Here is a 26836-nt window from a genome sequence, read left to right as displayed (position 1 = left end):
GGCCGGGAACCGAAAATTGACAAGAAGGCGCCGGGAAAATCTGCAAATGTCGCTCTGATCCAGCTGCGTTTGAACACCCGCGAAGCGGTTCTGGACGAAAACCGCGTCAAGCATACTGACGTCCAAGCGTGGATCTGGCTAATACGAGATTTGGGTTTATCTAGCTCCGCCACCATATCCATCACGTCGGCAACATCGCCGGCCTCGCCTATTGGATATCTGCATGCCTGAGCTTCCCGAAGTCGAAACCACCTTGCGCGGCCTAGCCCCGCATCTGGTTGACCAACGGATTCACGGCGTCATCCTGCGACGACCGGATCTGCGCTGGCCCATTCCCGAGCAGATCGAGCAGCTGCTTCCTGGCGCCACCATTACCAACGTACGACGTCGCGCCAAGTATCTGTTGATCGATACCGATGCTGGCGGCAGTGCGCTGCTGCATCTTGGAATGTCCGGAAGTCTGCGCGTGTTGCCTGGCGATACATTGCCGCGTGCGCACGATCATGTGGATATCAGTTTGGAAAATGGACGCGTTCTGCGCTTCAACGATCCGCGCCGATTCGGCTGCCTGCTGTGGCAATCCGATACGCAGGTTCACGAATTGCTTGCTGCACTTGGTCCCGAACCATTATCGGATGCATTTACTGGCGATTATCTGCATGCACTGGCGCGTGGACGTCGGGCCGCGGTGAAAACCTTTCTGATGGATCAAGCGGTCGTTGTCGGCGTGGGGAATATTTACGCTGCCGAAAGCCTGCATCGCGCGGGAATCAGCCCCTTGCGAGAGGCTGGAAAAGTATCTTTGGACCGCTACCGGCGCTTGGCTACAGCAGTCAAAGACATTCTGGGATATGCGATCCAGCGCGGAGGTACGACGTTGCGTGATTTCATTAGCCCGGACGGTGCGCCTGGTTACTTCGAGCAGGAACTCACGGTGTATGGGCGTGAGGGTGAGGCCTGCAAGCAATGTGGACGTGTGTTGAAACACGCCACCATCGGACAACGCGCGACGGTGTGGTGCGGGAGTTGCCAACGTTGACAGCGGGCTAGGTCACATGCGCTGATCGAAACAACAGTATCCAGTTCTGGATCAGCGACGGCATCTGGCGAGCAGCCTCGAGGTAAATGCAAAGGGCGCGCTCAGAACCGCAGTCACCGATCGATGGCTCACTGGTGCGTGGCTCTGCATCGCGCCACAATCGTTGCGTCCTGCGATTGGAGTTGTAGATGCCTGCCTTATTGCGTCGCTTCGTGCCGCTCATTGCTGTTGGTGCATTTACGTTGCAGCCTGCAGCAAGTGTGTGTGCCGAGGAGCTTGCGTCCAGCCCCAAGGCCGCAATCGAGCGCATCCAGTTGCATAACGAGGTTATCGAGCTCAGTGCCACGCCTGCGCTCGGCGGGCGAGTGCTGTCCTTCAATTTGCGTGGACACCCCAATGTGTTGAAGACGGGCATCGCCGTAGACCAGCAACCTGGGCCGGAGGTCTCTGTCACTGCAGGCGATATCCCATATCTCGGCCACGATGTCTGGGTAGGGCCGCAGAGTCAGTGGTGGCTGCATCAACAGGTCAACCCCGTACGTAAAGCCGCAGCTGCAGTGTGGCCGCCGGATCCGTATCTGTCATTGGCAACCACACGCACGGTTACACGCAGTGGCGATCAACTGATCCTGGAAGGCGTACCCAGTCCGGTCACCGGTGTGCAACTACGCAAGCGTGTTGCGCTCTCATCCACACGTGCCGATACCGTGGAGATGGAGGCCACTGCACGCAATATCCGCAAACAGCCTATCGCTTGGGATCTGTGGTTCAACACGCGGGTTGCAGCCAGTACGCGTGTCTTCGTTCCGGTAGCCAACGGGGCTGATATCCGCGTTCAACCGCCGACGGAGGCTGGCACGACTGCGCCGACGTATCGCCATCACGAGGGCGTTTTCGTGCTGAGTGCCGATACACGGCAGGACGGGCTGAACCAGCGCGGCAAGCTGTTGCTGCAGCCTTCGGCTGGCTGGATGGCGGGTTTTGCAGGTGGTCAGGTGCTGTTGATCCGCTTCCCGCATCAGCCACTGGCGGCGATTCACCCTGAACAAGGGCAGCTGGAGTTGTATCTGGATGCGCCACCACAGCATCCCGAGCAAGGACTGCTGGAAATGGAGGTGCATGCGCCGTATCGGCAGCTTGCACCCGGTGCTCAGATGCAGGCGCAGGAGCAGTGGACCTTGCTGCGTTATAGCGGCCCTGACGAACAGCAGGCACAGCGACAGTTCCTGTGCAGCAAGGCGAAAGAGCTGCGGCTGAGAAACGCGTGCGCGTCCTCGTCAGCGGCGCCCTGAGCGTCGCATTCACGTGCACGCCGGGCTGTGGCTATGATGTCGCCATTCCCTGATCAGATCGATGCGCATGCAACGACGCCACTTCCTGAAAAATGCCGCTGCCGCTTTGGCCGCGCTCGGTTTGCCGGCGTTGCCGCAATGGGCGTTGGCGGCCAAGGCGGTAGGACTGCGTCGGTTGGGGCAGCCGCAGCCATTCGACTATGCCTGGCTGAAGGGTCAGGCGCGTGCGCTGGCCAAGGCGCCGTACAAGAGCCACAAGCAGGTGCTGCCGGGCCCGTTGGAGGCGTTGAACTGGGATCAGTACCAGTCGATCCGCTACCGTCAGGACCACGCGCTATGGGCCGATGGCAACGGCAAGTTCCAGGCGAAGTTCTTCCACCTGGGGCTGTACTTCCATACCCCGGTGCACATCTACGACATCGTCGATGGCAAGGCGCAGCAGCTGGCCTATGACCCGGCTGCCTTTGATTACGGCAGCAGCGGGCTGGGTGGCAAGCAGTTGCCTAAAGACCTGGGATTTGCAGGATTTCGTCTGAACACGCGCAAGGACACCGACCGCGACTTTTCGGCGTTTCTGGGCGCGAGTTATTTCCGTGCGGTAGGCAAGGAAGGCCAATACGGGCAGTCGGCGCGTGGCTTGGCGATCGATACCGGCACCGGCGGGCCGGAGGAGTTTCCGGACTTCATCGCCTATTACCTGGAGCAGCCGGCGGATGATTCGGACACTGTGGTGGTGTACGGGTTGTTGGATTCGCCCAGTGTTGCCGGTGCGTATCGGTTTGCCATCACCAATGGCGAGGTGCTGGTGATGGATATCGACAGCGCGCTGTATCCGCGCAAGGCCATCGAGCGACTGGGCATCGGCCCGTGCACCAGCATGTACCAGGTGGGCGAAAACGATAGCCGGATGGATTGGGACTGGCGCCCGGAGATCCACGACACCGACGGGTTGGCGATGTGGACCGGCGGCGGCGAATGGATCTGGCGACCGTTGTGCAACCCGCCGCAGCTGCGCTTCAACATGTTTGTGGACGAGAATCCACGCGGGTTCGGGCTGCTGCAGCGCGATCGCAATTTCGACCATTACCAGGACGATGGCGTGTTCTATGAGAAGCGACCGTGTCTGTGGGTCGAGCCAAAGAGCGGTTGGGGCAAGGGCTCGGTGCAACTGGTCGAGATTCCGACCGTGGACGAGACCTTCGACAACATCGTGGCGTTCTGGAATCCGCAGGCCAAGCCGCAGCCGGGGCAGGAGCTGCTGATGGGATATCGCCTGTATTGGGGTGCGCACCCGCCGGCCAGCTCGCCGCTGGCGCATTGCGTGGCCACGCGCACCGGCCTAGGCGGCATCGTCGGGCAGAAGCGCAGCCATTTTTCCTGGCGGTTTGCGGTGGATTTCGCGGGCGGCGACCTGGCTGCATTGGTCAAGGATTCCAAGACCAAGGTCGAGGCCATCATCCAGGTGTCGCGCGGAACCACCGAGATCGTATCGGCGCGTCCGTTGCATGAACTCAAAGGCTATCGAGCGATGTTCGACCTGGTGCCGCCAGATGACAGCACCCAGCAGATCGATATCCGTCTGTTCCTGCGCGCCAACGGCAAGCCGCTGACCGAAACCTGGCTGTACCAATGGACGCCGCCGCCGGCGAGCGAGCGCAAGATTTACTAGGGCGCAGGCACGTCGCGCAGCCGTGCTGCGCGATCCATAAGTGGCACGATCGTCGGACTTACGAACAGCGTGATGCCAGACCGCCGATTTTGAATATCGACCGCGGCCGCGTGACAGCCGCGCAGTATTGATGCACCGCCAACGCGACCCTGCTCAGGCCGAGGTCGCGCTGTTGACCAGTTGCATGCGTGCACGCGGGCGCACGCAGGCCAGCTCTACACGGAAACAGGTGCCATCCTTGCCGCTTGTGATGCGCAGTTCGCCTTGATGGGCCTGGGCGATCTGGGCGGCCATATGCAGACCCAGATCGACTTCGGGCAATGCCCGTCCGGGGGTGTGTACATGGGTGGAGGCTTGCAGCACATCGAGCCGGCGCGGATCGATGCCGTCCAGATTGCAGACTTCGATGCGCAGGCGGCCGTTCTCGGTCACTGCAACCGCCTTGATCAGCGAACTCTGCTGACCCTGCACCACCGCGTTGATCATCAGGCTGCCGAACATCTGCGCCAGGCGCACGGCATCGCCATGTACCGGTTCGTCGATGGCCACATGCGTGGACAGCACCTGGTTGGGGTACGCGGCGCGTGTTTCGTCGACCACTTGCGAGAGCGCGTCGAGCAGGTCGCTGCCGTTGCCGTAGTCCAGCTGCAGCCAGTCGCGTTCGATACCACGCGCGAAATCGCTGGCGAAGTCGATCAGCTCTTCCATGCGCCGCAGGCTGCGCTGCATCGAGCGTAGCGAGGCGCCCTGACGCTGGTTGAGCGGGTCGATGAATAGCGCGTCCACCACGGCGTGCATCGATTGCAGCGGGTTGCGCAGGTCGTGCCCAAGGATGCCGATGAACTCTTCGCGCAGGCGCGCCGATGCGCCGATGCGCCCCAGTTCGCTGCGTGCCCGCAGCGATTCCTGTGCGCTCTCTTCGGCACGCTGCTCGGCCTGGATCTGCGCGGCCAGCAGTTGCGCCAGCAGCTCGACCTTTTCCACCAACGGCGCATCCATGACACGCGGCAGCGGGTCCAGCGCGCACAAGGTGCCGAACACGCTGCCGTCGTCGAACTTGATCGGCACCGAGACATAGCTTTCGAAGCCATAGAGCCGCGGCGTGGGGTGGTCGCGGAAGACCGGATGCTCGGAGGCATGGCCGAACCACAACGCGTTGCCCTGGGTGCGCACGCTGTCGCAGAAGGTGGTGACCAGGGGCAGCTCGTCGCCAGGCGTCAGACCGAAGGACAGGTCGTCGCGCACCTGGCAGGTCACCCAGCGCGTATCGGTCACGCGCGCGACGGCGGCGAACCCCATGCCGGTCAGACGAGTCAGGATGGTCAGTACATCGGGGACCGACGATAGCCGGCCAACACGCGCGATATCTGCACGTAATTCGGGAGGAAGCGGACCCATGTATTGCCTCCCGACAAATGGATGGTCGCAAGCTTACAGGACTGTGGTTGAGCTTGGTTGCATGTAGATCGCTGCAACGCTGGGCAAACGATACGCTGGTTGGTGGGGCGCAGATATACAGCGGCGATTGAATGCCTGCCCGGGTTTAGCGTCGCATCACAAGCGCATAGCGAGCCAGAGGATTAACGGCAGTTCGGCTGAATTCTTCAGCGAGTCATCACTGCGCGCTGCCTGCTGACAGCGGGGAAGTATCGGGGCGTGGTAACACACACCGACTCATCACTCATGGAGGCTGCCATCGACGCGTTGGCCAAGGGTCAGTCGGTAGGCAATGGCTCCGATATGCGATGCCACCGTCGTCGGCCGATTTGTCGATGACAACCTCCACAGGGGATCGGCATCGCCCGCTGTAGGGGCGGCATGCCAGCACCGCGCTGCGCCGCTGGCAGCATGATGCAGTGGAGCGTTACGCCCCCGCAGGCGGCAACGGCAGTGCAATCTGCAGCGGGTCGATGCGGCCTTCGCCACGCATGATCTTCTTGAACTCGGCGCGGCTGACCGACACGTAGCGCTCGTTGCCGCCGATCTCCACCTGCGGGCCGTCCTGCACCGCATGCCCTTGCGCGTCCACGCGCACGGTCATGGTGGCCTTGCTGCCGCTGTGGCAGATGGTCTTGATCTCGTCCAGCTCGTCGGCCCAGGCCAGCAGGAACTGGCTGCCCTCGAACAGCTCGCCCCGGAAGTCGGTGCGCAGGCCGTAGCACAGCACCGGCACGCGCAGGCGGTCGACCACCTCGCTCAACTGCCAGACCTGCGCACGGTTGAGAAACTGCGCTTCATCGACCAGGACGCAATGCAGCGCACCCTCGGCCTGGATGTCGCGCTCGATGAGCTGCTGCAACTCGGTATCCCGATCGAAGGTGCGCCCGTCCGCGCGCAGGCCGATCCGCGAGGCCACCACGCCGCTGCCTGCGCGGTGATCGAGCTTGGGCGTGAGGATCAACGTGCGCATGCCGCGTTCGCGGTAGTTGTGCGCGGACTGCAGCAAGGTGGTGGTCTTGCCGGCATTCATTGCCGAATAGTAGAAATAGAGCTTGGCCATCGGTGGATTTTACCGGGCCGCGCGGCATGCGGTACTGGCTGGGCAGCATGAACCGGCACCGCCGGCTCGCCCGACGCGGCGCCGGTACAATGGCCCGCTCTGTTGGAAGCCTCTATGCACGGTCTCAATCCCCCGCAAAGCGCCGCAGTGCTGCACTGCGAAGGTCCCTTGTTGGTGCTGGCCGGTGCCGGCAGCGGCAAGACGCGCGTGATCGTGGAAAAGATCGCGCATCTGATCGCCATCGGCCGCTATCCGGCCAAGCGCATCGCCGCGATCACCTTCACCAACAAGTCGGCCAAGGAAATGCGCGAGCGTGTGGCCAAGCGTATCCGTGGCGACGGCGCCGATGGCCTGACCATCTGCACCTTCCACGCGCTGGGGCTGAAGTTCCTGCAGATCGAACACGCCGCTGCCGGTTTGAAGCGCGGCTTTTCGATCTTCGATTCCGACGATGCGGCCGCGCAGATCAAGGACCTGATGCATGGCGCCAAGCCCGATGCGATCGAGGACGCCAAGAACCTGATCTCGCGGGCCAAGAACGCCGGCATGTCGCCCGAACAGGCGATGGCCGCCGCACGCAGCAACCGCGAGAAAGAAGCGGCCAGCCTGTACGAGCGCTACCAGGCGCGGCTGACCACCTTCAACGCAGTGGACTTCGACGATCTGATCCGCCTGCCGGTGCAGATTCTGGAGGGCAACGAAGAGATCGTGATGGGCTGGCGCGAGCGCATCGGCTACCTGCTGGTGGACGAGTGCCAGGACACCAACGATGCGCAATACCGCCTGCTGAAAATGCTGGCCGGGCCGCGCGGCAACTTCACCTGCGTGGGCGACGACGACCAGAGCATCTACGCCTGGCGCGGCGCCAATCCGGAAAACCTGCAGCAGATGGGGCGCGATTATCCGGCGCTGGAAATCATCAAGCTGGAACAGAACTACCGCTGCTCCAACCGCGTGCTGCGGGCGGCCAACGCCTTGATCGCGCACAACCCGCACGAGCATCTGAAAACGCTGTGGAGCGATCAGGCCGACGGCGAGCGCATCCGCGTGTGGGAATGCCGCGACAGCGAGCACGAGGCCGAAAAGGTCGCCGCCGAGATCTCGTTTCTGGGCACCGCCAAGCAGGTGCCGTGGAGCGATTTCTGCATCCTGTTCCGCGGCAATTTTCAATCGCGGCCGCTGGAAAAGGCGCTCCAGCTGCTGCGCGTGCCGTATCACCTGACCGGTGGCACCGCGTTTTTGGAGCGGCAGGAAGTCAAGGACGTGTTGTCGTGGCTGCGGCTGATCGTCAATCCCGAAGACGACGCGGCGTTCTTGCGCGCGGTGCAGTCGCCCAAGCGTGAAGTGGGGGCGACCTCGCTGGCGCGATTGGCCGAACTGGCCAGTGCCAAGTCGGTGCCGATGTCGCGCGCGGCCGAGTCGATGGGCGCGCTGCAGCACTTGCCACCGCGTGCGGCCAACGGCCTAAGCGCATTTACCGACATCCTGCGCGATATGCGCGAGCATTCGGCCACGCTGCCGGCCGGCGAATTGGTGCGCACCTTGGCCGAAAAATCCGGCCTGCTCAACGACCTGCGCAACCAGTCCAAGGACGAAACCGGCTTTCAGCGCCGCAAGCGCAATCTGGACGAACTGGCCGAGTGGTTTGAAGGCGGCCCGCGTGGCGCAAGCGCCAGCGATCTGGCCGCGCAGCTGGCGTTGTTGTCGCGCAACGACAAGGACGATGGCGGCAACCAGGTGCGCATGATGACCATGCATGCGTCCAAGGGCCTGGAATTCCGTTATGTCTTCATCGTCGGCTGCGAAGATGGCGTGCTGCCGCACGAAGTGAGCCTGGAAGAAGGCAATCTGCAGGAAGAACGCCGCCTGCTGTACGTGGGCATCACCCGCGCCAAGGAGCAGCTGTGGATGAGCCACAGCAAGCTGACGCGCAAGTTCGGCGAGCATGTGCGGCTCAAGCCGAGCCGGTTCTTCGATGAGATTCCGGCCGAAGAACTGCAGCGCGACGGCGCCGACCCGGTGGCCGATGCCGAGCGCAAGAAAGAGCGCGCCAGTGCGGGCCTGGCGGCGATCCAGGCGTTGTTCGACTAGTGGTTGTTGCGCATGCGCAGGCTTGCCAGCGACAGGCCTGCACGGCAGTCTGGTTTTTCCCGATGCCGGAGTGCGCCGTGACTGTTGTGATCGAAACCGCTCGTTTGCGCCTGCGCACGCTCGATCCCGAGCGCGATGCCGATGCGATATTGGTATTGGTCAATGACCCCGGTTTTATCGCCGGCATCAACGATCGCGGCGTGCGCACGCGCGAGCAGGCGCGCGATCATCTGCGTGAGTGGGCGCAGGCGCATCAGGAGACACACGGCTTCGCGCACTGGGCGGTGGAGACGCGCGAGGGCGCGTTTGCAGGCACCTTGGGTCTGCTGTGCCGCGATACCTTGCCGGTGCCGCATATCGGCTTCGCACTGCTGCCTGCCTACCGAGGCAAGGGTTATGTGACCGAGGCAGGACGGGCGGTGCTGACGTATGCACGCGATGTGCTGGGGTTGTCGCAGTTGTGCGCGATCGTGTCGCCGGACAATGCCGACTCGATCCGCGCGCTGGAAAACCTCGGATTGCAGCGGCAAGGCCTGCGGGTGCTGAGCCAGGAGGCCGATCCGGTGCTGTATTACACGATCGATCTTGCGCCCGCCGGCATGGACAGCTGAGCGTGCCTCCGGCACCCTGCCGGCTTATCGCACGGCCAAAAGTGGCTAACAAAACCTGGCGAGTGTTCGTCAGCTCGGCGCGGACGGCGCCGAGCAACCGCAGTGTACGAGGGGTACATGAGGCACCGAACACCGATGACATCTGCCTGATGGTGAGCGAGTTAGTTTTGTTCGTCACCCCAACAAGGACACCCGCATGCCATTGCTGGTCAACGCCTATTCCACCCTGCGCGACCCCGTGTGGCCGGATTTTCTGCCGCGTACCGCCGTGCAGCACCGCGATCACGCCGATCCGGAACTAGCGACGCATCTGCATGGTTTTGTCGGCTACGTGAATCAGGCCGGCGATGGCCAGATGACCCAGGCGCGCTATCACCTGATGCGGCATGTGCAGCGGGTGCGTCAGCACTTCACCTTCGAGGTCGACGACACGGCTTTCGGGGAATTGGCGCAGTGGGCCGAGCAGGCCAATGCGGTGTGTTTTCTGGCCGACGGCAGCGTGCGCGACCCGCACGGGCGGGTGCTGATCAGCCAGGGCGAGCCGGCGATCGACGATGAGGCGCAGGTGCCGTATCCGCCGGATGCGTGGGAGCGGCGTGCGCAGCAACTGGCCCGGCTGACCGCGCAAGGCATCCGCGTGCCGCCCAGCTTGCCGCCGGTGCCCGGCGAGGCCGAAGCGCGGGTGCGCGATGCCGCAGCGGTGACGCAGCGCATGCTGGCGTTGTTTGCGGTGGCCTTGCGCGCGGAGATGCTGGCCGCCGGCGATACGCCACCGTCGTTGGAAGACATGGAGGCCCGTCTGCCCGGCGTGGCGGCGGCACTGTCGCCGCAGGAGCGCGCCTTTTTTGCCCAACCCGCGCCGGAGCCCCAGCAGCTCGCCAACTTCGGCTGGCGCTACGAGAGCCTGGCCGTGCTGCAGTGGGCCCTGGGGCTGGCCGACGCGCTGCCGGAGCCAACCGACCTGTGCGATGTGCCCTCGGCTGCCCAGCGCGCGCTGGAACATGCCGAAGCCGCGACGCGGCCGTCGCTGACGCTACGGCCGGTGCCCGAACTGCTGGATGCGCTGGACCGGCACTTGCGCCTGCACTGGGCGGTGCGCCAGGCCGGCCAGACCCAGCAACCGCCACCGGCCGGCATCGTGCCCGGCGTGGTCTACGAGCGTCATTACACCCTCAACTGGTTGCTGCACTTCGAAGACGCCGACTGGGACGAGGTGGATACGCCGACCTAAGCGGGTGGCCGCAACGTGCGCCATCACCATTCGGCAAGGACGTCGTCTGTCGGCCTGGCCGGTCGGTGCGCGGGTTGCGATCCGATGATGGGCGGCGAAGTGAAGTGGACATCTCCGACAGCAGAACAGCGCCCTCAGGCGCCAGCCGCCTCCAGGCGTGCCTGCACCGCAGCCAGCGCATCCTGCAGTTCGGCGACGGTGGCTTCCAGGCTGTGCACGCGCGCTTCCAGCTCGCTGTTGTCGGCGCTGCTGCGCGAACTCGGTGCGGCACGCGCGGCCGCAGCCTGCAGTGCTTCCACATCCAGCTCGCCACTGAGCAGATGCGCATAGCGCTCCTCGCGCTGGCCACTGGCACGCGGCAGTTGCACGGCCAGGTTGCGCTGGATCAACCGGTCCAGATGGTGGCGCACGTCGTCGGCATCGTTGAAACGCACCAGCCGCTCGCTGCGTGCATACAACTCGCCCAGCGTCTGCGGGCCGCGCAACAGCAGCAGGCCGATCACGGCCACTTGTTGCCGGGTCAGATCCAGCACGCTGCCCAGCCGGTGTTCGTAGCGCTCGGCGCGCGAGGAAAACTGCTGGCGTACCAGGCCCAGCGTTTCCAACTGGCGCAAGGCGTGATGCACCACGCCGGTCTGCAGATTCAGCACCGGCTCGCGCGCGGTCTTCTGGTTGGCGGCCACCTGCGCGGCGTTGACCGTGAGCGGATACGCATCCGGCGTGGTCGCCTCTTTTTCGATCAGGCAGCCGAGCACGCGGGCCTGGGCGGTATCGAGGACGGGCGGGGTAGGTGCGTCTGTCATGGGTGACTCCGGGGGCGATCAGCCCGCAAGCATACCGATCCTGCTCGCGGGTGCTGCCAGCAGTGCGATGGAAGCGTCGGCACACGAACCCGCTAAAATCGCCGACTTCATTGCCGCTCCTGTTCTGGTGGATGCCATGCGCCCCTCGTTTTACGCACCGTTGTCCCTGCTCGCCTGCACCGTGCTGGCCTTGAGCGCCTGCAAGCCCAGCGACAAGGAGTTGGCCCAGCGTGCGCAGGGTGCCGCCGTGTCCGCCAATGCGGCTGCCAGCGCCGCCGTCAAGACCGCCACGCAACCCGCAGCCACCACCGCACCGGCCGGCGACGACAATCTCAACGCGGTGCTGTGGATGCAGCGCTCGGAGGAGTACCGCGCCGTGGCCGAGCAGACCTACCGCGCCGCCGCCGACAAGCTGGACGCTGCGCTGAAGCAGCCCAACTGGGACGCGCTGGTGCCCGAAGAGCGCGGCAATGCCGCCACCGGCCTAAAGCCGGCGGTGGTGCTGGACGTGGACGAGACGGTGCTGGACAACTCGCCCTACCAGGCGCGTCTGCTGCGCGATGGCAAGGAATACGACGAGCTGAGCTGGGACCAGTGGGTGGCCGAGAAGAAGTCCACCGCAATTCCGGGCGTGGTGGATTTCGCCAAGGCCGCCAACGCCCGCGGCATCACCCTGATCTATATCTCCAACCGCGCCGTGCACCTCAAGGACGCCACGCTGGCCAACCTGCGCAGCGTCGGGCTGCCAGTGGCCGATGACAGCGTGTTTCTGGGCCTGGGCACGGTGGTCCAGGGCTGCGAACAGAATGGCAGCGAGAAAAACTGCCGCCGCCAGCTTGCCGGGCAGAAGTACCGCGTGTTGATGCAGTTCGGCGACCAGCTGGGCGACTTTGTGCAGGTCAGCGCCAACACCAGCCAGGCGCGTGGTGCATTGCTGCAGCAGTACCACGACTGGTTCGGCGAGCGCTGGTGGATGCTGCCCAACCCCAGCTACGGCGGCTGGGAGCCGGCGCAGTTCAACAACGACTTCAGCCAGCCCTGGCAGCAGCGCCACGACGCCAAGCGCGCCGCGCTGGAGGTGGCCCGATGAGCCGCGCACCGTTGCCGCTGGCCGCGCACGAGCGGCTGATCTTCGCGCTGGATGTGCCCAGCCATGACGAGGCGATCGCCTGGGTGGACCGGCTGGGCGAGTCGGTAGCGTTCTACAAGATCGGCATGGAGCTGCTGGCCTCCGGCGAGTACTTCCACGTGCTCGATGCCCTGGCCAAGCGCAACAAGCGTGTGTTCGTCGACCTGAAGTTCTTCGACATCCCCGCCACCGTGGCCGGCACCATCCGCCGCCTGGCGCAGTGGCCGGTGAGCTATTGCACCGTGCACGGCTGGCATGCGGGCATGCTGCAGGCTGCCGCCGAGGCCAACCAGGGCGACATGCGCCTGCTGGCGGTGACAGTGCTGACCTCGATGGGCCGGCCGGACCTGGCCGCGATGGGTATCGACCGCGAACCGGTGGAGGTGGTGGTGGAGCGCGCGCTGGCCGCCCAGGCCGCCGGCATCGATGGCGTGATCGCCTCCGGCCAGGAAGCCGGCCCGATCCGCAGCGCCACCGGCCCGGCCTTTTCGATCGTCTGCCCCGGCATCCGCCCCGGCGGCCCGGTCGGCGACGACCAGCAACGCACCGTGGGCGTAGCGCAGGCGTTCAACGATGGCGCCGATGCCATCGTGGTCGGCCGCCCGATTCGCCTGGCTGCCGATCCGGCGGCGGCGGCGGATGCGATCCAGGCTGAGATTCGTATGGCATTGGGGCAGCGCCAGGCGTAGTGGGGAGGCGCTTGATGGCATCCGCTAGCTAATAAAATCAATAAGTTAATTCGGTAGAATTAAAGTGTTGCTTTAACGTTAAGGGCTGCGTACGATGCCCTCGTCCGATGTCAGTCGGAAGCTGTGCCACTCATTGTCCACCGGGCTTGTCCCGGTTTTCGAAGGGATCGGGCCTTGTGCCCGATCCTTTTTTTTGCCTGCAGATTGGCGAGTGCGGCGATTGCGGCGTCGAGCCATCGCTCAACGCGGCGCCGTTGCCTTGCAGTAGCGATCGATGAACTGCTGGTGGGTGGGCATGACGTCCACGCAATGGCCGATGGTCTGCGCGATGCTGGCCAGGAAGCGTTCGGCGTCATGGTCGGGCACCTGATCCACCAGCGGGTGATAGCCCTGCGGCAACACGCCCTGGCCCACCATCACCTGCACCCAGCTGATCTCGGCGAACATTTCCTCGGAATTGCGGTAGAAGCGCCCGCTGTCGCGGAACAGGTCCAGGGTGAACTGCAGTTCCGGGGTGATCTGCATGGTGCGGCAGTGGCGCCAGAACGCGCTGTCGTCGCGTTCGATGGCGTGGTAATGCAGCACCAGGAAATCGCGGATGCGGTCGAACTCGAATGCCAGCCGGTCGTTGTAGCGCTGCACCAGCACCGGGCTGATGCCCTCGCGCGGAAACAACTCCAGCAGCCTGGAAATGCCGGCCTGGATCAGATGGATGCTGGTCGATTCCAGTGGCTCCAGAAAGCCGCTCGCCAGGCCCAGCGCCACCACATTGCGGTTCCAGAACTGCTTGCGCCGCCCGGTGGTGAAGCGCAGCGGGCGCGGGTCGGCCAGCGCTTTGCCATCCAGGTTGGCGAGCAGCGTGGCGGCCGCTTCGTCGTCGCTGATGTGTGCGCTGGAATACACGTAGCCGTTGCCGGTGCGGTGCTGCAGCGGAATGCGCCACTGCCAGCCGGCCGCGCGCGCGGTGGAGCGCGTGTACGGGGTGGGCGGGCCGACGTTTTCGCACGGCACCGCCAGTGCGCGATCGCAGGGCAGCCAATGGGTGAAGTCGTGATAGCCGGTGTGCAGTGCTTCTTCGATCAACAGCCCACGAAAGCCCGAGCAGTCGATGAACAAGTCGCCGCTGACGACCTGCCCGGACGCCAGCTGCAGCGATTGCACATGGCCGGTGTCCGCATGCAGCTGCACCTGTTCGACCAGGCCTTCGATACGCGTGACGCCGCGCTGTTCCGAGTAACTGCGCAAGAAGCGCGCGTACAGCGAAGCATCGAAGTGGTACGCGTAGGCGATATTGGCCAACGGCGAATTGGCCGGCACATCGCCGGCCGAGGTCATGAACTTGCCGCGCACGGCGGCCACGGTATTGAGCGTGTACGCACCCAGCGGCTGCGCTTTACCGCGCAAGTGTTGCTTGATCCAGTACTGGTGGAACGGCAGCAGCCCGAGCGGATGCCCGATTTGGGTGCCGAAGCCGTGGATGTACGAGGTGCCGGGGCGCTGCCAGTCGACGAACTCGATACCGAGCTTGAAGCTGCCCTGGGTCTGTCGCACGAACTCGGCTTCGTCGATGCCGAGCAGATTGTTGAAGGCCTTGATGTGCGGCACGGTGGCCTCGCCGACACCGACGGTGCCGAGCTGTTCGGATTCGATCAGCTGCACGTTGAAGCCGGGGCCGAGCACACGCGCGAAGGCGGCGGCTGCCATCCAGCCGGCGGTGCCACCGCCGACGATGACGATGTTGCGAAGCGGAGCGGGGATCATGGAGGTCCGGTCCTCAAAAGAAATAAAGTCACTAACAAAACGTCTGCGCTCACTGCCTGACGGTTGCAGCCGGTGCGACATGCAGCACCATTTGCTCGTGTTGACGCAGCCATCTGACAACTGCTCAATACGTTTTGTCAGCCGCTCCAGAAGCTGATAGGCGAACGGGGCCAATCGGCCCCGTTCGAATCACGCGCATCAAAGCGCATGCGCGTGCAGGTTACGTTGGATCAGAACTTTGCGCCCACCTCGAAGATCACGCTGCGTGGCACGTAGCTGATCTCGCCGTTGTTGACAACGGTGATATCCGGGTCAAGCCGCCCGTTGCTGCCGAAGCTGTTGTATTCGTACTGGGTGAAGTTCTTGAAGTCGAACGCGTTGAGCACGTTTACCCGTGCGGTCAGCTTGAAGTCGCCAGCCACGGTGAAGTCCTTGGTTGCCTGCAGATCGACGGTGCGATAGCCCCAGATCTTGCCGCCCAGCAGGAACTTGCCGTTGCCCGGCGGGACGACGCCGACCTGCTGGCAGGTGCCGCCATCGGGATCGGTGAAGCCGTAGCAGGCAATCGTGTTGATCGGCTCCGGCGTGGCCAGCACCAGCTTGGCGCCGAAGGTGACGCCCCACGGACCATCCAGCGAGCCGGAAGCCACGAAGCGATGCGCAGAGGCCGCATCGGACTTCACGAACGGGTAGTCGCGGATGGTGGCCTTGTCGAACGCAAACGGCTCGTCGATGTTGCGGTTCTGGCGCGCGCTGGTGTGGGTATAGGCCAGGTTCAAGCCCCAACCCGATTCCTTGGTGTACGGCTTTTCGGCCGACAGCAAGACCTGGCTGCTGCGCTGCTCCAGACCGTTGTCGCCGATGATCGTATTGCGATAGCCAGGCACCGGCTCGCCCCACGGCACGCCACCGTTGGCATCGAAATACGCGCCGTTCGGATAGCGGTTGACCAGGCTCATCACCAGGCCGTCGTAAGACAAAATGCGCTGGAAGGTGACATCGGTCAGCCAGTCGCCGACCTGGTTGCTGATGCCGATGCTGTACTGGTCGCTGTACGGGGTCTTGAGCTTGTTCTTGAACATGAAAAGCTCGGAGCTGTCGTTGGTGCCATCGATCGTATTGAGCTGATCGATACCGTTGAGAAACGCCGGATTCCATGGGGCGCAGACACGGTCGTCGCGGAAGCAGCCCTGGCCGCTGGCGGCATCGCTGAAGTACACCACCACCGGTGACAACGCGGCCTTGACCGATTCCAGCGCCAGCTGCTCGAACAGATTGCGGTCGTAGGAACGACCGGCACCGCCGTGGATCACCGCCGCCTCATCGCCGAACAGGTCGTACGAGAAACCCAGACGCGGCGCCCAGGCGTCCTTGAAGTTCTTGCGGTTGTTGCCGGTGCTGATGTAATCGGCCACGTTGACGCCGCTTGGCAGCAGGCGGTTGGCCCACGGCTGACCGGGGTTGGCCGGATCGTCGGAATACAGCGCATCCACGAACGGCTGCGAGGTCACGAAGTCGGTGTAGGCCGGGGTGTCTTCGTAGTCGTAGCGCACGCCGATGTTGATCATCAGCTTGTCGGTGGCAGCCCAGTCGTCCTGCAGATAGATGCCGTACTGCTTGGACGGCGATTCGACCACCGGCAGCTGGCCGGGATTGTCGAACGCACGGATATAGCGCACCTGGAACGGCACCGGCGCCACGCCGTTCTGGCCGACTTCGTAGCTGAATTGCGGATTGAGCGAGCTGGATTCGCGCGAGGTCAGCTTGATGTCGCGGTAGGTCACGCCGGTCTTGATGGTGTGCTCGCCGTGCCACTCCAGCGCATTGAAGGTCAGGTCGTTCTGGAACGACCAGCCCTTCTGGCTGCGCAGTTTGAAGTCTTCGCCGCTGGCGGCGCCGGTATTGAGAAACACCCACTGGCGCGGGTCGGCCTGGGTGCGATCGATGTAGGTGTAGATCGAACCATTGCCCACGCCGCGCGGCGTCGGCAGATTGCGCGAATCCTCGGTGGTGAGGATGGCTTCGTTGAACCAGCCATCGGCACTGTGCTGCCAACGCAGGCTGGTGCGCTTGTCCTTGTTGACCTTGTCCACGGCGCGGTCGGGCGCGTTCTGGCCGCCCACGTTGCTGACCTGGGTTTCGTCGCGGTACTGCGTGGCCAATTCGATACGATCGTTGTCGGTCGGTTCGAAGTCGATCTTGCCGAAGTACAGGTCCTCGCTGAACGGCATGTTCGACGCGCCGTATTGATCGCGCAGGTTCGACGGCAGCAGCCCGATGAAGGGCGTCGCTTCGGCACTGGGCTGCACGCTCTTGGGTGCGACGTTGTCCTTGCCTTCGTAGGCGAAGAAGAAATGCATGCGGTCCTGGATCAGCGGTCCGCCGATCGCAAACCCGTATTCCTTGGTCTGCGAATCGACCTTGCCGTCGGCTTCGTCCGGGCGTTCTTTACGCAGGTCCTGATTGGTGAAGCGGTAGAACGCCTCGCCGTGGAACTCGTTGGTGCCGGACTTGGTTGCCGCAGTGATGGCCGCGCCGCTGATCTGGCCGTACTCGGCCTTGTAGTTGGAGGTAATGACCTTGTATTCGCCGATCGCCAACTGCGGGAACGGATTGCCCTGGGTCTCGTCCTGGCCGGCAATGCCGCCGCCGGAGACGTAGCTCTTCTGGCTCACGCCATCGATGTACAGATTGCTGGAGCTGGCGTTGGACGCACCGCCGCGCAACTTGGTGTTGCCGTCCTGGTCGATGGTGAACACCATGCCTGGCACGGTGTCGGCAAATTCCAGGAAGTTACGCGTGGCCTGCGGCAGCTGCTGGATCTGGCGCAACGACACGGTGTTGCCCACTTCGGAGGTTTTCACGTCGCGAATCATCGGCGCGCTGACCGTCACCGTGTCCAGCGTGGTCGCATCGCCGGCCGGCGCTGCCGCCGCCTCCGTGCCGAGATCGACGGTGGCGCTGGAGGCCACCGACAGGGTCACCGTGCGGCTGGCGCCGTTGGATTCGACCTTGTAGGTGCCCGGCTGCAAACCGACGATGGTGTAGTTGCCGTTCGCATTGACCGGTGCGCGTCGCACCGAGCCGGTGGCGAGGTTGGTGACGACGACCTCGCTGCCGCTTTGCGCGGACGCGACCTGGCCGCGCAACGTGGCGTTGCTGGACTGGGCCATGGCCGGGGTGGTGGCGAACAACGAGGCAGCCAGGGCGCAGCACAACAGGCTACGTGCGGGCAGGGTGGAGACGGTGCGGTGATTCTTCATGACTTTCCCCCTCCCAGGGGTAAAGCGCGAACCAGTGAAGTGACTGGCGCGTCAGGTTGGTGCTTGGTGTGGACGGAACGGGTACAGCGGCAACAGACAGCAGAGACTGCAAACACAACAAAAAACGATCGCGAAGGAAGGGTGTTGCCTACAGCATCGCTCGCATCAAGCAACGCGCTGCGTGGACACACTGCCGATAAGCAAACTGCATGAAACCTGCAGGCGGCCCCTCCCCAGTGCAATGGGGCCGTGCAGTGATCGACGACGGGTTTGGCAACCAACGGCATCCGGCACCGAGGCACCGGGCGCCGTCCAGCCAGCCGTTACCAGATGATGCGGGCGCTCATGAACAAGGTGCGGGGCGGGGTGGACATCGCCCCGTACTGGTTGATGCTCACGCGCGGGTCGTAAATGCCGGCACTGCCCCAGTCGATGCTGTACTGATCGTAGTTGCGGAAGTTCAGCGCATTGATCAAATCGCCGCGCACCTGCACGGTCACCGCATCGGTGATGTGCATGTCCTTGGACAACGACAGATCCAGCTGGCGGGTGCCGAAGATGTCGCCGCCGGCGATGAACTTGCCGCCGGGCGCATCCACCGAGACCACGCGGATATTGTCTGAATTCGGGCCGCCGTACTGATCGTAGGAGATCGCCTCGTTGCGCGGCGGCACCGTGGCCAGGGTCAGCTTGGCCGAGCCGCTGATGCCCCAGAACAGGTCGTAGATGCCGGTGAGCACCAGGCGGTGGCGCGGCACCGCGTTGAGGTCCAGGAACGGGTAGTCGGCGATGGTGGCCGCATCGAAGCCGTAGCGATCGTCGTTACCGCGATTGCCGCGTGCACGCGAGAAGGTATACGCCGCGGTCAAGCCCCAGCCGCTTTCCTGCGTATAGGCCTTGTCCGCCGACAGCAGCAACTGGCCGGTCTTGGTCTCCACGCCGTTGTTGCCGATGATGAGGTTGCCGAAGCCCCTGGGCGTCTGTCCGAATGCCTGGCCGCCGTTCTGGAAGAAATCGCCGTTGGCATAGCGGTTGCCCAGGGTGAAGATGAAACCGTCCTTGCTGTGGATATACGACACCGTCGCCGAGGTGTTCCAGTCGCCCAGCTGGGTACGCAGGCCCAGCGAATACTGGTCCGCATACGGCGTTTTCAGATCGTTGTTGAGCAGATTGATCTCGCCGTTGCGCACGCGCGCGTCGACCAGGTTGCCCAGGCTGTCCGGGTTGCTCAAGAAAGCCGGATTGAAGTTGGTGCAGGTGCCGGGCGCAGGCGTGCAACCGGTGGATTCGGCAAAGCGGATCGTGTACTGCGCCAGCGCGGATTTGATCTGCTCCAGGCCCATCACGTCGAACAGGTTGCGGTCGTAGCTGCGGCCGGCACCGCCGAACAGCACCAGCGACTCGTCGCCACGGAAATCGTAGGAAAAGCCAAGGCGCGGCGCGAAGTTGTTGTTGTCCTGTTTGCGATTGCGGCCGTTGCTGATGTAGTCGTTGATGTTCACCCCGCCCTTGGCGAGCTGCTCGGCGTAGGTGGCGCTTACCGCCGGATCGGTGCCGGGGCCGTTCAAGGCCGCCACCACTTCCGGCGGGGTCACGTTGTCCAGGTACGAGGGAATCTTTTCGCCATCCCAGCGCACGCCGAGGTTCAACTGCAGCTTGTCGTTGACGTCCCAATCGTCCTGGATGTACAGGCCCAGCTGCTTGCTGGTGGTGGTCACCGACGGCGCGGCACCGGCGAACGGCAGATTGAAGCGCACCTGGTAGGGCGTGGCCGCAGTGCCGACGCCATCGCCCACTGCGTAGTAAAACGACGGGTTGGCCGCAGAGTTTTCGCTCTGGGTCAGCTCCACTTCCTTGTACTTCACGCCCATCTTGATGACGTGGTTGCCGTGCCATTCGAGGTTGTTGAAGGTCAGGTCGTTCTGGAAGCTGGGGCCTTTCTGGCCCTTGCGCTGGATCGCCAGGCCGCTGGTGGCGCCGTCGTTGAGCAGCACGTCGTCTTCGGCGATGCCGCGCGTGTACACGGTCTGGCTGCCCAGGGTGTAAGCGGTGGGATTGAACAGCACGTCTTCATAGGACACGCGCGCTTCATTGACGTAGCGCTCGCCGTAATGCTGCCAGCGCAGGTCGAAGCGTTTTTCGGTATTGAGATTGATCTTGGAGGCGATCGCGGTGGTCTGGCCGCCGACACTGTCGCGGCTTTCTTCGTCGCGGTACTTGCCGGTGAGCTCCAAACGATCGTTCTCGCCGATGTCCCAGTCGACCTTGCCGAAGTACAGGTCTTCGTTGAACGGACGGGTCACCGAGCCCAGGCGGCTCTGCACGCCGGCCGGCAGGTCGTCGCTGAGCGCGCTGAAACGATCCGGCACGGCCACCGGATCGGCCGAGACCTCGAAGCCCTTGCCTTCGTAGCTGAAGAAGAAATGCGCCTTGTCCTGCACGATCGGCCCGCTCAGCGCAAAACCGTATTCGTCCTGGTGGGTCTTGCGCTTGTTGCCGTCGGCATTGGGTGCGCCGGCGCGCTCATCGGCCTGGCGCGCACGGAAATCGGTATTGCTGGTGCGCCCGAAGATCTCGCCGTGGAATTCATTGCCGCCTGACTTGGTGGAGGCAACGATCGCCGCCGAACCCACCTGGTCGAACTCGGCCTTGTAGTTGGAGGTGATGACCTTGTACTCGCCGATGGCCAGCTGCGGGAACGGATTGCCCGCGCTCTGCTCCTGGCCGGACACGCCGCCGAACAGGTAGCTCTTCTGGCCAACGCCGTCGATGTAGACGTTCACCGCCGAGCTGCCCTGCGCGCCGCCGCGGATCTGGCTGTTGCCGTTGGAGTTGGTCTCGAACTGCATGCCCGGCACGGTGTCGGCGAACTCCAGGAAGTTGCGCGTCAGCTGCGGCACGGTGCTGATCTGCTTCAGCGACACGTTGGTGCCCACTTCAGAGGTCTTGACCTCCTGCAGCGTGGTGGCGGTGACCTGCACCGCGTCCAGCGTCGTCGCATCGCCGGCAGGTGCGGCTGCCGCCGCGCCGCCCAGGTTCAAGGTGACCGACGAGGCCACCGACAAGGTCACGGTCTGCTCGCTGCCGGGGCCGGCGTCCACCTTGTAGGTGCCCGGAGGCAGGCCGACCAGCGCGTAGCTACCGTCGGCGCCGGTGGGCACGCGTCGGACGGCGCCGTTGGCGACGTTGGTCGCGGTCACGGTGGTGCCGGCCTGTGCCGCGGCGACCTGGCCGCGCAACGTCGCGTTGCTGGACTGGGCCATGGCTGGCGTGCTGGCCAGCAACGAGGCGGCCAAGGCGCAGCACAACAGGCTGCGCGCCGGCAGGGTGGAGACAGTGCGGTAATGCTTCATGACTTTCCCCCTCCCAGGGGTAAAGCGCGAACCAGCGGAGTGGCTGGCGCGTCGGTATTACGTAAAGCGGGACAGCGGGCAACAACTGTGGGACTGCAAGCAACACAAGCTCAGCAAAGCGCGGTGGCGCGTCTCAGGTAGGAGGCGCAGCACGCGGCGCGCTGGAAGCGCGCACGATCAATTCGGGAACCATCTCGGAGAACGCCGGCGGGGCGGCATCGGTGGGCGGTGCAGGCGCATCTACCAGTTGCTGACCCAGCAACAATTGCAATGCACGCGCACCCAGCCCGGCGATATCCACCCGCATGGTGGTCAGCGCCGGCAGCACGTAGCGCGCCATCGGCACGTCGTCGAAGCCGGCCAGCGCGATGTCCTGCGGCACCTTCAGCCCGGCATGGCCGAGCGCGAACAGGCAGCCCAGCGCCATCATGTCGTTGGCCGCGAACACCGCATCCGGGCGTGTGTCCTGCGCCAGGGTCTGGCCGGCGCGGTAGCCGGATTCTTCATCGAAGTTGCCCGGCAGCACCCACGGCTGCGCCTGCGCATCCAGCGCCAGCTCGTCGCGGTAGCCGCGCAGACGCTCATGCGCATCGAAGTTGTCGGCCGGCCCGGCGATGAAGGCGATGCGGCGATGGCCGCTGTCGCGCAGATGCCGCGTCATCAACCGCGCGCCGCCGTAGTTGTCCACGTTGAGCACCGGGCGCTGGCTGGCCGTGCCGGCGCAGTTGAGCAGCACTGCCGGCAGGCCGCCGGGCAGCGCGTCTTCGTGCACGCCGGAGTCGCCCAGCGAGGGCGACATCACCACCACCCCGTCCACGCGCCCGGGCAGGCGTTCCAGCGCCTTGCGCTGCGCCTGCGGGTCGCCGTGCGAGCTGGACACCAGCAGGTGATAGCCCTGCTCGCGCGCCACCTGGTCGATGCCGCGAATCAATTCCGAAAAGAATTCGCCATGCAGGTCCGGCAACACCACCCCGATGGTGTGGGTACGCCGGCTGCTCAAGCTGCGCGCGGCGTGATGCGGGATGTAGTGCAGCGCACGGGCGACCTGCAACACGCGTTCGCGCACCGACTCGGCCACGTGCTGATGCCCGTTCATGGTGCGCGAGACCGTGGCCACCGACACCTGCGCTTCGCGCGCGACATCCTTGATGGTGACGCTACCGCCTTCGGACCTTGGTCGACTCATGCTCTCGCACTCCCCAAAACAACGCGCCTGGCGCCGCGCGCCGGGTCAGGGCGCATGGTCCGCTGGCGCAGAACATTCGTGCCACACATGCACATGGATGACATCGGCCCCGACCGATGGCGATCTCAGAACGAGATGGCGCGCACGCTAGCAGGAACTGCAAGCGCTTACATGATGCGCTGCAGCATTGCAGCAAACGCAGGCAGCACAAGGGCTCGCAGCAGATGCCTGGACAAGTTTGTCCGGAGAAGACAACAGCGGTCAATGTCGGACACTGGACGACAACATGCCTGGAACTACGAAAATCTAACGTTTTCCCACCGTACCCCAGCGCACGGTTGTCGCGCGCCTTGCCGCCAACGCATTCAGACAGCAAGATGCGCCGATCGACCAGGGGAACATCGTGCGCATGTCGCTATCCACCGTCCGCGCCGGCCGGTTCCAGTCCATCGCGTGGGTGCTGCTGGCAGCGCTATGCGCCAGCAGTTGCCAGCGCAGCGACACTGCCGCTGCCTTGCCCGGCGCCACCGCCGAGCCGGCAGCGGCGATGCAGTCGATGACCATGCCATTGCGTCGCAACGATCTGGTTGCCTATGCGCGGATCCGGGTCACGCCTGCGCAGTACACCCAGCTGGAAGCGGCCTGGCGCAGCGGTGCCAGCCGCTGGCCACTGACCGAGCTGCCGCTGCCCAATGAGGTGGGCGACCTGCTCGGCACGCTGTCCGCGCCCGGTGCCGAACGCCAGCTGCAACAGGCCTTCGATGCGCAACTGGCCGGGCAGGCGCAGGGCATCCGCCAGGCCGCGCAGTCGCTGGGCCAGTTCGGTGTGCAATACCTGCGCAGCCGCAACGACTACCAGCCCGAGCAGCGCGCGCATTACGTGCAACTGGTCGACGCCCTGAGCGCCTGGGCCGCGACCGCGCCGCTGGCCGATCGCGCCCGTGCCAAGGCCAGCATCACCGACCTGGTGACCGCCGCCCGCGCCACCGGCATCGGCTCGGACGCCGATCTGCAGCGCTTGGGGATGGAAGAGAGCCTGCGCCGGCTGGGGCCGTTCTGGGCAGCGGCCAAGCAGGTGCTGGAGCGCTACGGCCTGTCGCTGGACACCAGCCTGGATGCGCTGCGCACCGGCCTGATCAAACAGGAGGGCGAGCGCGCCCAGGTGCGGCTGCGCTATCCCCTGGCTGCACATGACATCGACCTCACCATCGCCCTGCTCAAGCGCGAAGGCCATTGGTACCCGCAGCAAACCCAGGACGAGGTGCAGGCGCTGATCAGCGCCGCGCCGGCGGGGCCCTTACCCGACGCCGCTGCAGCGCCCGACACCCCGGCGGCCGCGCCCGCCAAGCCCGCCGCCACCGGGCAACGCCCGGCTGGGCGATAATGACCGTGATGCCAGAACAAAATCCCCTGCCGTTCCCGGACGGCCAGCCCGCCCCGCCCAGCGCTGCCGCCGCCGATCTCGGTGCCACAGCCGCGGCATTGCCGACGGCCGTACCGGTTCCGCCGGACGCCGCGCCGTCGATCGCGCCGGCCGTCGCCGCCGCCCGTAACGCCAAACGCCCGTGGTGGGCGCGCCTGCTCGGTCGGCTGGCCGACCCGTGGTTGAGCCTGACCATCGAACCGGATCAACCGAGCCGCTACGACGACGGCACGCCGGTGGTCTACGTGCTGGAGGACTACGGCCTGTCCAGCGCCCTGATCCTGGACAAGGCCTGCCGCGAGGCCGGGCTGCCCTCGCCACTGGTGCCGCTGCCGGGCGACCCGCTGCAGCGCAAGCGCGCCTACTTGGCGCTGTCGCGGCGTAGCAGCAGTAATTCGTTGATCCCCGAGCAGCGCGGCGGCAAGACCCATTCCGACTCGCTGGCCAAGTTGCTGCAGGCGCACCGCGTGCGCGACGACCTGGACGTGCATCTGGTGCCGGTGTCGATCTTCGTCGGCCGCGCCCCCGACAAGCAGAGCGGCTGGTTCGCGGTGCTGTTCTCGGAAAACTGGGCGCTGGTGGGCCGCTTCCGGCGCCTGCTGGCGGTGCTGCTCAACGGCCGCACCACCATCGTGCGCTTCGCCCCGCCGATCTCGCTGCGCCAGACCATGGCCGAGGGCCTGCCGCCCGAGCGCACCCTGCGCAAATTGCAGCGCGTGTTGCGCACCCATTTCCGGCGTATCCGCGAGGCGGTGATCGGGCCGGATCTGTCCACCCGCCGCCTGCTGGTGGACCAGGTGCTGGCCGCCGACTCGGTGCGCGAGGCCATCGCCACCCAGGCCAGGCGCGACAACAGCAAGCCGGTGGATGCCTGGCGCAAGGCGCACGCCTATGCCTGGGAAATCGCCGCCGACTATTCCAGCCCGGTGGTGCGCTCGGCCAGCTTCCTGCTCACCCACGTGTGGAACCGCATCTACGCCGGTGTGCTGGTGCATCACCTGGACAAGCTCAAACAGGCCGCGCCCGGGCACGAAGTGGTCTACGTGCCCAGCCACCGCAGCCATATGGATTACCTGCTGCTGAGCTACCTGCTGTACGAGCGCGGCATCGTGCCGCCGCACATCGTGGCCGGCATCAATCTCAATCTGCCGGTGGTCGGCACGCTGCTGCGCAAGGGCGGTGCGTTCTTCATCCGCCGCAGCATCCGCGGCAACGCGCTGTATTCGGCGGTGCTCAGCGAATACGTCGCCCAATTGGTGGCCGGCGGCTACTCGATCGAATACTTCGTCGAAGGCGGGCGCTCGCGCACCGGCCGTCTGCTGCAGCCCAAGGGCGGCATGATCGCCATGACGCTGCGCGCGTATCTGCGCCAGCCGCGCAAACCGGTGCTGTTCCAGCCGGTCTACATCGGCTATGAAAAGCTGATGGAAGGCAACAGCTATCTGGACGAGCTCACCGGCCGGCCCAAGGAAAAGGAATCCATCTGGGGCCTGCTGTGGTCGATCCCGAAGGTGCTCAAGCAGAACTACGGCCAGGTGGTGGTGAACTTCGGCGAGCCGATCGCGCTCAACGACGTGCTGGCCAAGCATGCCCCGGAGTGGGATAGCCAACCGCTGCCCGACGATGAAAAACCCAGCTGGCTCGCGCCGGCGGTGGACACGCTGTCCACGCAGATCCAGACCCGCATCAACTGCGCCGCCGACGTCAACCCGATCAACCTGCTGGCGCTGGCGCTGCTGTCCACGCCCAAGCATGCGATGGGCGAGGCCGACCTGATCGCGCAGATCGAGTTGTGCAAGAAGCTGCTGGCGGAGATGCCGTATTCGGACCGCGTCACCGTCACCCCGCATACCCCGGCGCGCATCATCACCCACGCCGAAGAGATCAACGTGCTCACGCGTGTGTCGCACCCGCTGGGCGATGTGCTCAGCGTCAGCGGCGACACCGCGGTGTTGCTGAGCTACTTCCGCAACAACGTGCTGCATTTGTTTACCGCATCGTCGTGGGTGGCATGCTGCTTCCAGAACAACCGCCGCATGAGCCGTGCCGGCCTGCTGCGGTTGGGTCGCACCGTGTACCCGTTCCTGCAGGCGGAGTTGTTCCTGCCGTGGAGCGAAGACCGTTTCGCCGAACGCATCGAACAGACCATCGACATGTTCGTGCGCGAAGGCCTGTTGCTCAACGTCGCCGACGACGATGGCGGTGTGCTGACCCGCAACACCGGGCAGACCGACGAGGTGTTCCGCCTGCGCGCGATCGGTCACTCGTTGCAGCAGGCGTTCGAGCGCTATTACATCGCCATCTCGGTGCTGGTGAAAAACGGCCCCGGCGTGCTCGGCGCCGGCGAACTGGAAAGCCTGTGCCAACAGGCCGCGCAACGCCTGAGCCTGTTGTACGCCCCGGCCGCCCCGGAGTTCTTCGACAAGACCCTGTTCCGCAGCTTCATCCAGAAACTGCGCGAACTGCGCCTGGTGTGGCCGGACGAGAACAGCAAGCTGGTGTTCGACGAGCGGCTGGATGCGTGGGCCAAGGATGCCAAGTTCATCCTGGGCCGCGAGCTGCGGCACACGATCGAGCGCGTCAGCCCGGAAGCGGCGAAGCCGGATGTGGTGTCGCCGCCGGCTGAGTAAGGCGGCGGTGCAACCGCCATCGTCTCCCTGCAGTACGTGAGGGTGAGCCAATGGCAGGGCACGTAGGTAGGCGCAGACGCGCGCGACGTTTCCCTTCTCCCCTTGGGAGAAGGTGCCCGAAGGGCGGATGAGGGTCGGCCAGCACGCAAATCCTCCAGCGCTGCGG

Annotated in this window: 18 protein-coding genes and 1 other RNA gene; 11 read left to right on the top strand and 8 right to left on the bottom strand. The window is 64.8% G+C overall.

Annotated features, from left to right (window positions below):
• From AC1KVG_RS20085 to AC1KVG_RS20070, 4 genes are all read left to right on the top strand, one after another.
• On the top strand, positions 1–231 hold a 231-nt coding region (locus AC1KVG_RS20085), incomplete at its 5' end, for a hypothetical protein (protein WP_481095560.1).
• The gene (mutM, locus tag AC1KVG_RS20080; RefSeq protein WP_043889566.1) at positions 224–1039 is read left to right on the top strand and encodes a bifunctional DNA-formamidopyrimidine glycosylase/DNA-(apurinic or apyrimidinic site) lyase; all 816 of its coding nucleotides are present in this window, start codon (positions 224–226) and stop codon (positions 1037–1039) included. The genes AC1KVG_RS20085 and mutM, both read left to right, overlap by 8 nt.
• Positions 1040–1227: 188 nt before the next feature.
• Positions 1228–2331 (top strand): DUF4380 domain-containing protein, encoded by a 1104-nt coding sequence (locus AC1KVG_RS20075; RefSeq protein ID WP_481095559.1) that lies wholly within the window; start codon positions 1228–1230, stop codon positions 2329–2331.
• A 67-nt stretch (positions 2332–2398) separates the two neighbouring features.
• A complete protein-coding gene (locus tag AC1KVG_RS20070) occupies positions 2399–4000 on the top strand; it encodes an OpgD/OpgG family glucan biosynthesis protein (protein ID WP_074058703.1) in 1602 nt (533 codons plus the stop codon).
• Positions 4001–4153: 153 nt separating this feature from the next.
• On the opposite strand, the gene AC1KVG_RS20065 is transcribed toward AC1KVG_RS20070, so the two are convergent.
• Both AC1KVG_RS20065 and AC1KVG_RS20060 read right to left on the bottom strand, forming a co-directional pair.
• Positions 4154–5398 carry a GAF domain-containing sensor histidine kinase gene (locus AC1KVG_RS20065; protein WP_176341082.1) on the bottom strand — a complete coding sequence of 415 codons (1245 nt, stop codon included), beginning with the start codon at positions 5396–5398 and terminating at the stop codon, positions 4154–4156.
• 466 nt (positions 5399–5864) lie between these two features.
• A complete protein-coding gene (locus tag AC1KVG_RS20060) occupies positions 5865–6500 on the bottom strand; it encodes a thymidine kinase (RefSeq protein ID WP_006452668.1) in 636 nt (211 codons plus the stop codon).
• Between the two features lie 114 nt (positions 6501–6614).
• On the opposite strand from AC1KVG_RS20060, the gene AC1KVG_RS20055 reads away from it, so the two are divergent.
• Both AC1KVG_RS20055 and AC1KVG_RS20050 read left to right on the top strand, forming a co-directional pair.
• Positions 6615–8591 (top strand): UvrD-helicase domain-containing protein, encoded by a 1977-nt coding sequence (locus AC1KVG_RS20055; RefSeq protein WP_104551569.1) that lies wholly within the window; start codon positions 6615–6617, stop codon positions 8589–8591.
• Between the two features lie 62 nt (positions 8592–8653).
• Positions 8654–9202 (top strand): GNAT family N-acetyltransferase, encoded by a 549-nt coding sequence (locus AC1KVG_RS20050; RefSeq protein ID WP_481095558.1) that lies wholly within the window; start codon positions 8654–8656, stop codon positions 9200–9202.
• 43 nt (positions 9203–9245) lie between these two features.
• On the opposite strand, the gene AC1KVG_RS20045 is transcribed toward AC1KVG_RS20050, so the two are convergent.
• Positions 9246–9321, bottom strand: a non-coding RNA gene (locus tag AC1KVG_RS20045) — sX9 sRNA.
• Positions 9322–9398: 77 nt separating this feature from the next.
• On the opposite strand from AC1KVG_RS20045, the gene AC1KVG_RS20040 reads away from it, so the two are divergent.
• Complete coding sequence (locus tag AC1KVG_RS20040) at positions 9399–10433, top strand: DUF4272 domain-containing protein (protein WP_176341085.1); 1035 nt, start codon at positions 9399–9401, stop codon at positions 10431–10433.
• A gap of 134 nt (positions 10434–10567) precedes the next feature.
• Here AC1KVG_RS20040 and AC1KVG_RS20035 read toward each other — a convergent pair whose 3' ends face one another.
• A complete protein-coding gene (locus AC1KVG_RS20035; protein WP_176341086.1) occupies positions 10568–11236 on the bottom strand; it encodes a YceH family protein in 669 nt (222 codons plus the stop codon).
• Positions 11237–11363: 127 nt separating this feature from the next.
• Between AC1KVG_RS20035 and AC1KVG_RS20030 the strand changes: the two genes are divergently transcribed.
• The gene (locus AC1KVG_RS20030) at positions 11364–12326 is read left to right on the top strand and encodes a 5'-nucleotidase, lipoprotein e(P4) family (protein ID WP_481095565.1); all 963 of its coding nucleotides are present in this window, start codon (positions 11364–11366) and stop codon (positions 12324–12326) included.
• Positions 12323–13054, top strand: a complete 732-nt coding sequence (gene pyrF / locus AC1KVG_RS20025) for an orotidine-5'-phosphate decarboxylase (protein WP_481095557.1) — start codon at positions 12323–12325, stop codon at positions 13052–13054. Before AC1KVG_RS20030 ends, pyrF begins: the two co-directional genes overlap by 4 nt.
• 240 nt (positions 13055–13294) lie before the next feature.
• Here the strand turns inward: pyrF and AC1KVG_RS20020 are convergent, their stop codons facing one another.
• The 4 genes from AC1KVG_RS20020 to AC1KVG_RS20005 form a co-directional block, all read right to left on the bottom strand.
• Positions 13295–14815: a tryptophan halogenase family protein gene (locus AC1KVG_RS20020; RefSeq protein ID WP_481095556.1), complete on the bottom strand. Its 1521-nt coding sequence runs from the start codon at positions 14813–14815 to the stop codon at positions 13295–13297.
• 230 nt (positions 14816–15045) lie between these two features.
• The gene (locus AC1KVG_RS20015) at positions 15046–18078 is read right to left on the bottom strand and encodes a TonB-dependent receptor (RefSeq protein ID WP_481095555.1); all 3033 of its coding nucleotides are present in this window, start codon (positions 18076–18078) and stop codon (positions 15046–15048) included.
• Positions 18079–18401: 323 nt separating this feature from the next.
• Complete coding sequence (locus tag AC1KVG_RS20010; RefSeq protein ID WP_481095554.1) at positions 18402–21431, bottom strand: TonB-dependent receptor; 3030 nt, start codon at positions 21429–21431, stop codon at positions 18402–18404.
• A 133-nt stretch (positions 21432–21564) separates the two neighbouring features.
• Positions 21565–22617, bottom strand: a complete 1053-nt coding sequence (locus tag AC1KVG_RS20005; protein WP_023905749.1) for a LacI family DNA-binding transcriptional regulator — start codon at positions 22615–22617, stop codon at positions 21565–21567.
• A gap of 409 nt (positions 22618–23026) precedes the next feature.
• Between AC1KVG_RS20005 and AC1KVG_RS20000 the strand changes: the two genes are divergently transcribed.
• The gene (locus AC1KVG_RS20000) at positions 23027–24001 is read left to right on the top strand and encodes a hypothetical protein (protein WP_481095553.1); all 975 of its coding nucleotides are present in this window, start codon (positions 23027–23029) and stop codon (positions 23999–24001) included.
• Positions 24001–26670 (top strand): glycerol-3-phosphate 1-O-acyltransferase PlsB, encoded by a 2670-nt coding sequence (gene plsB / locus AC1KVG_RS19995; protein ID WP_481095552.1) that lies wholly within the window; start codon positions 24001–24003, stop codon positions 26668–26670. The genes AC1KVG_RS20000 and plsB overlap by 1 nt, the downstream gene beginning before the upstream one ends.
• Positions 26671–26836: the final 166 nt, after the last annotated feature.

This window comes from Xanthomonas sp. NCPPB 3959, from assembly GCF_056675575.1.
Note: the sequence above shows the minus strand (reverse complement) of the source record. Positions and strands in the feature narration are given on the sequence as shown.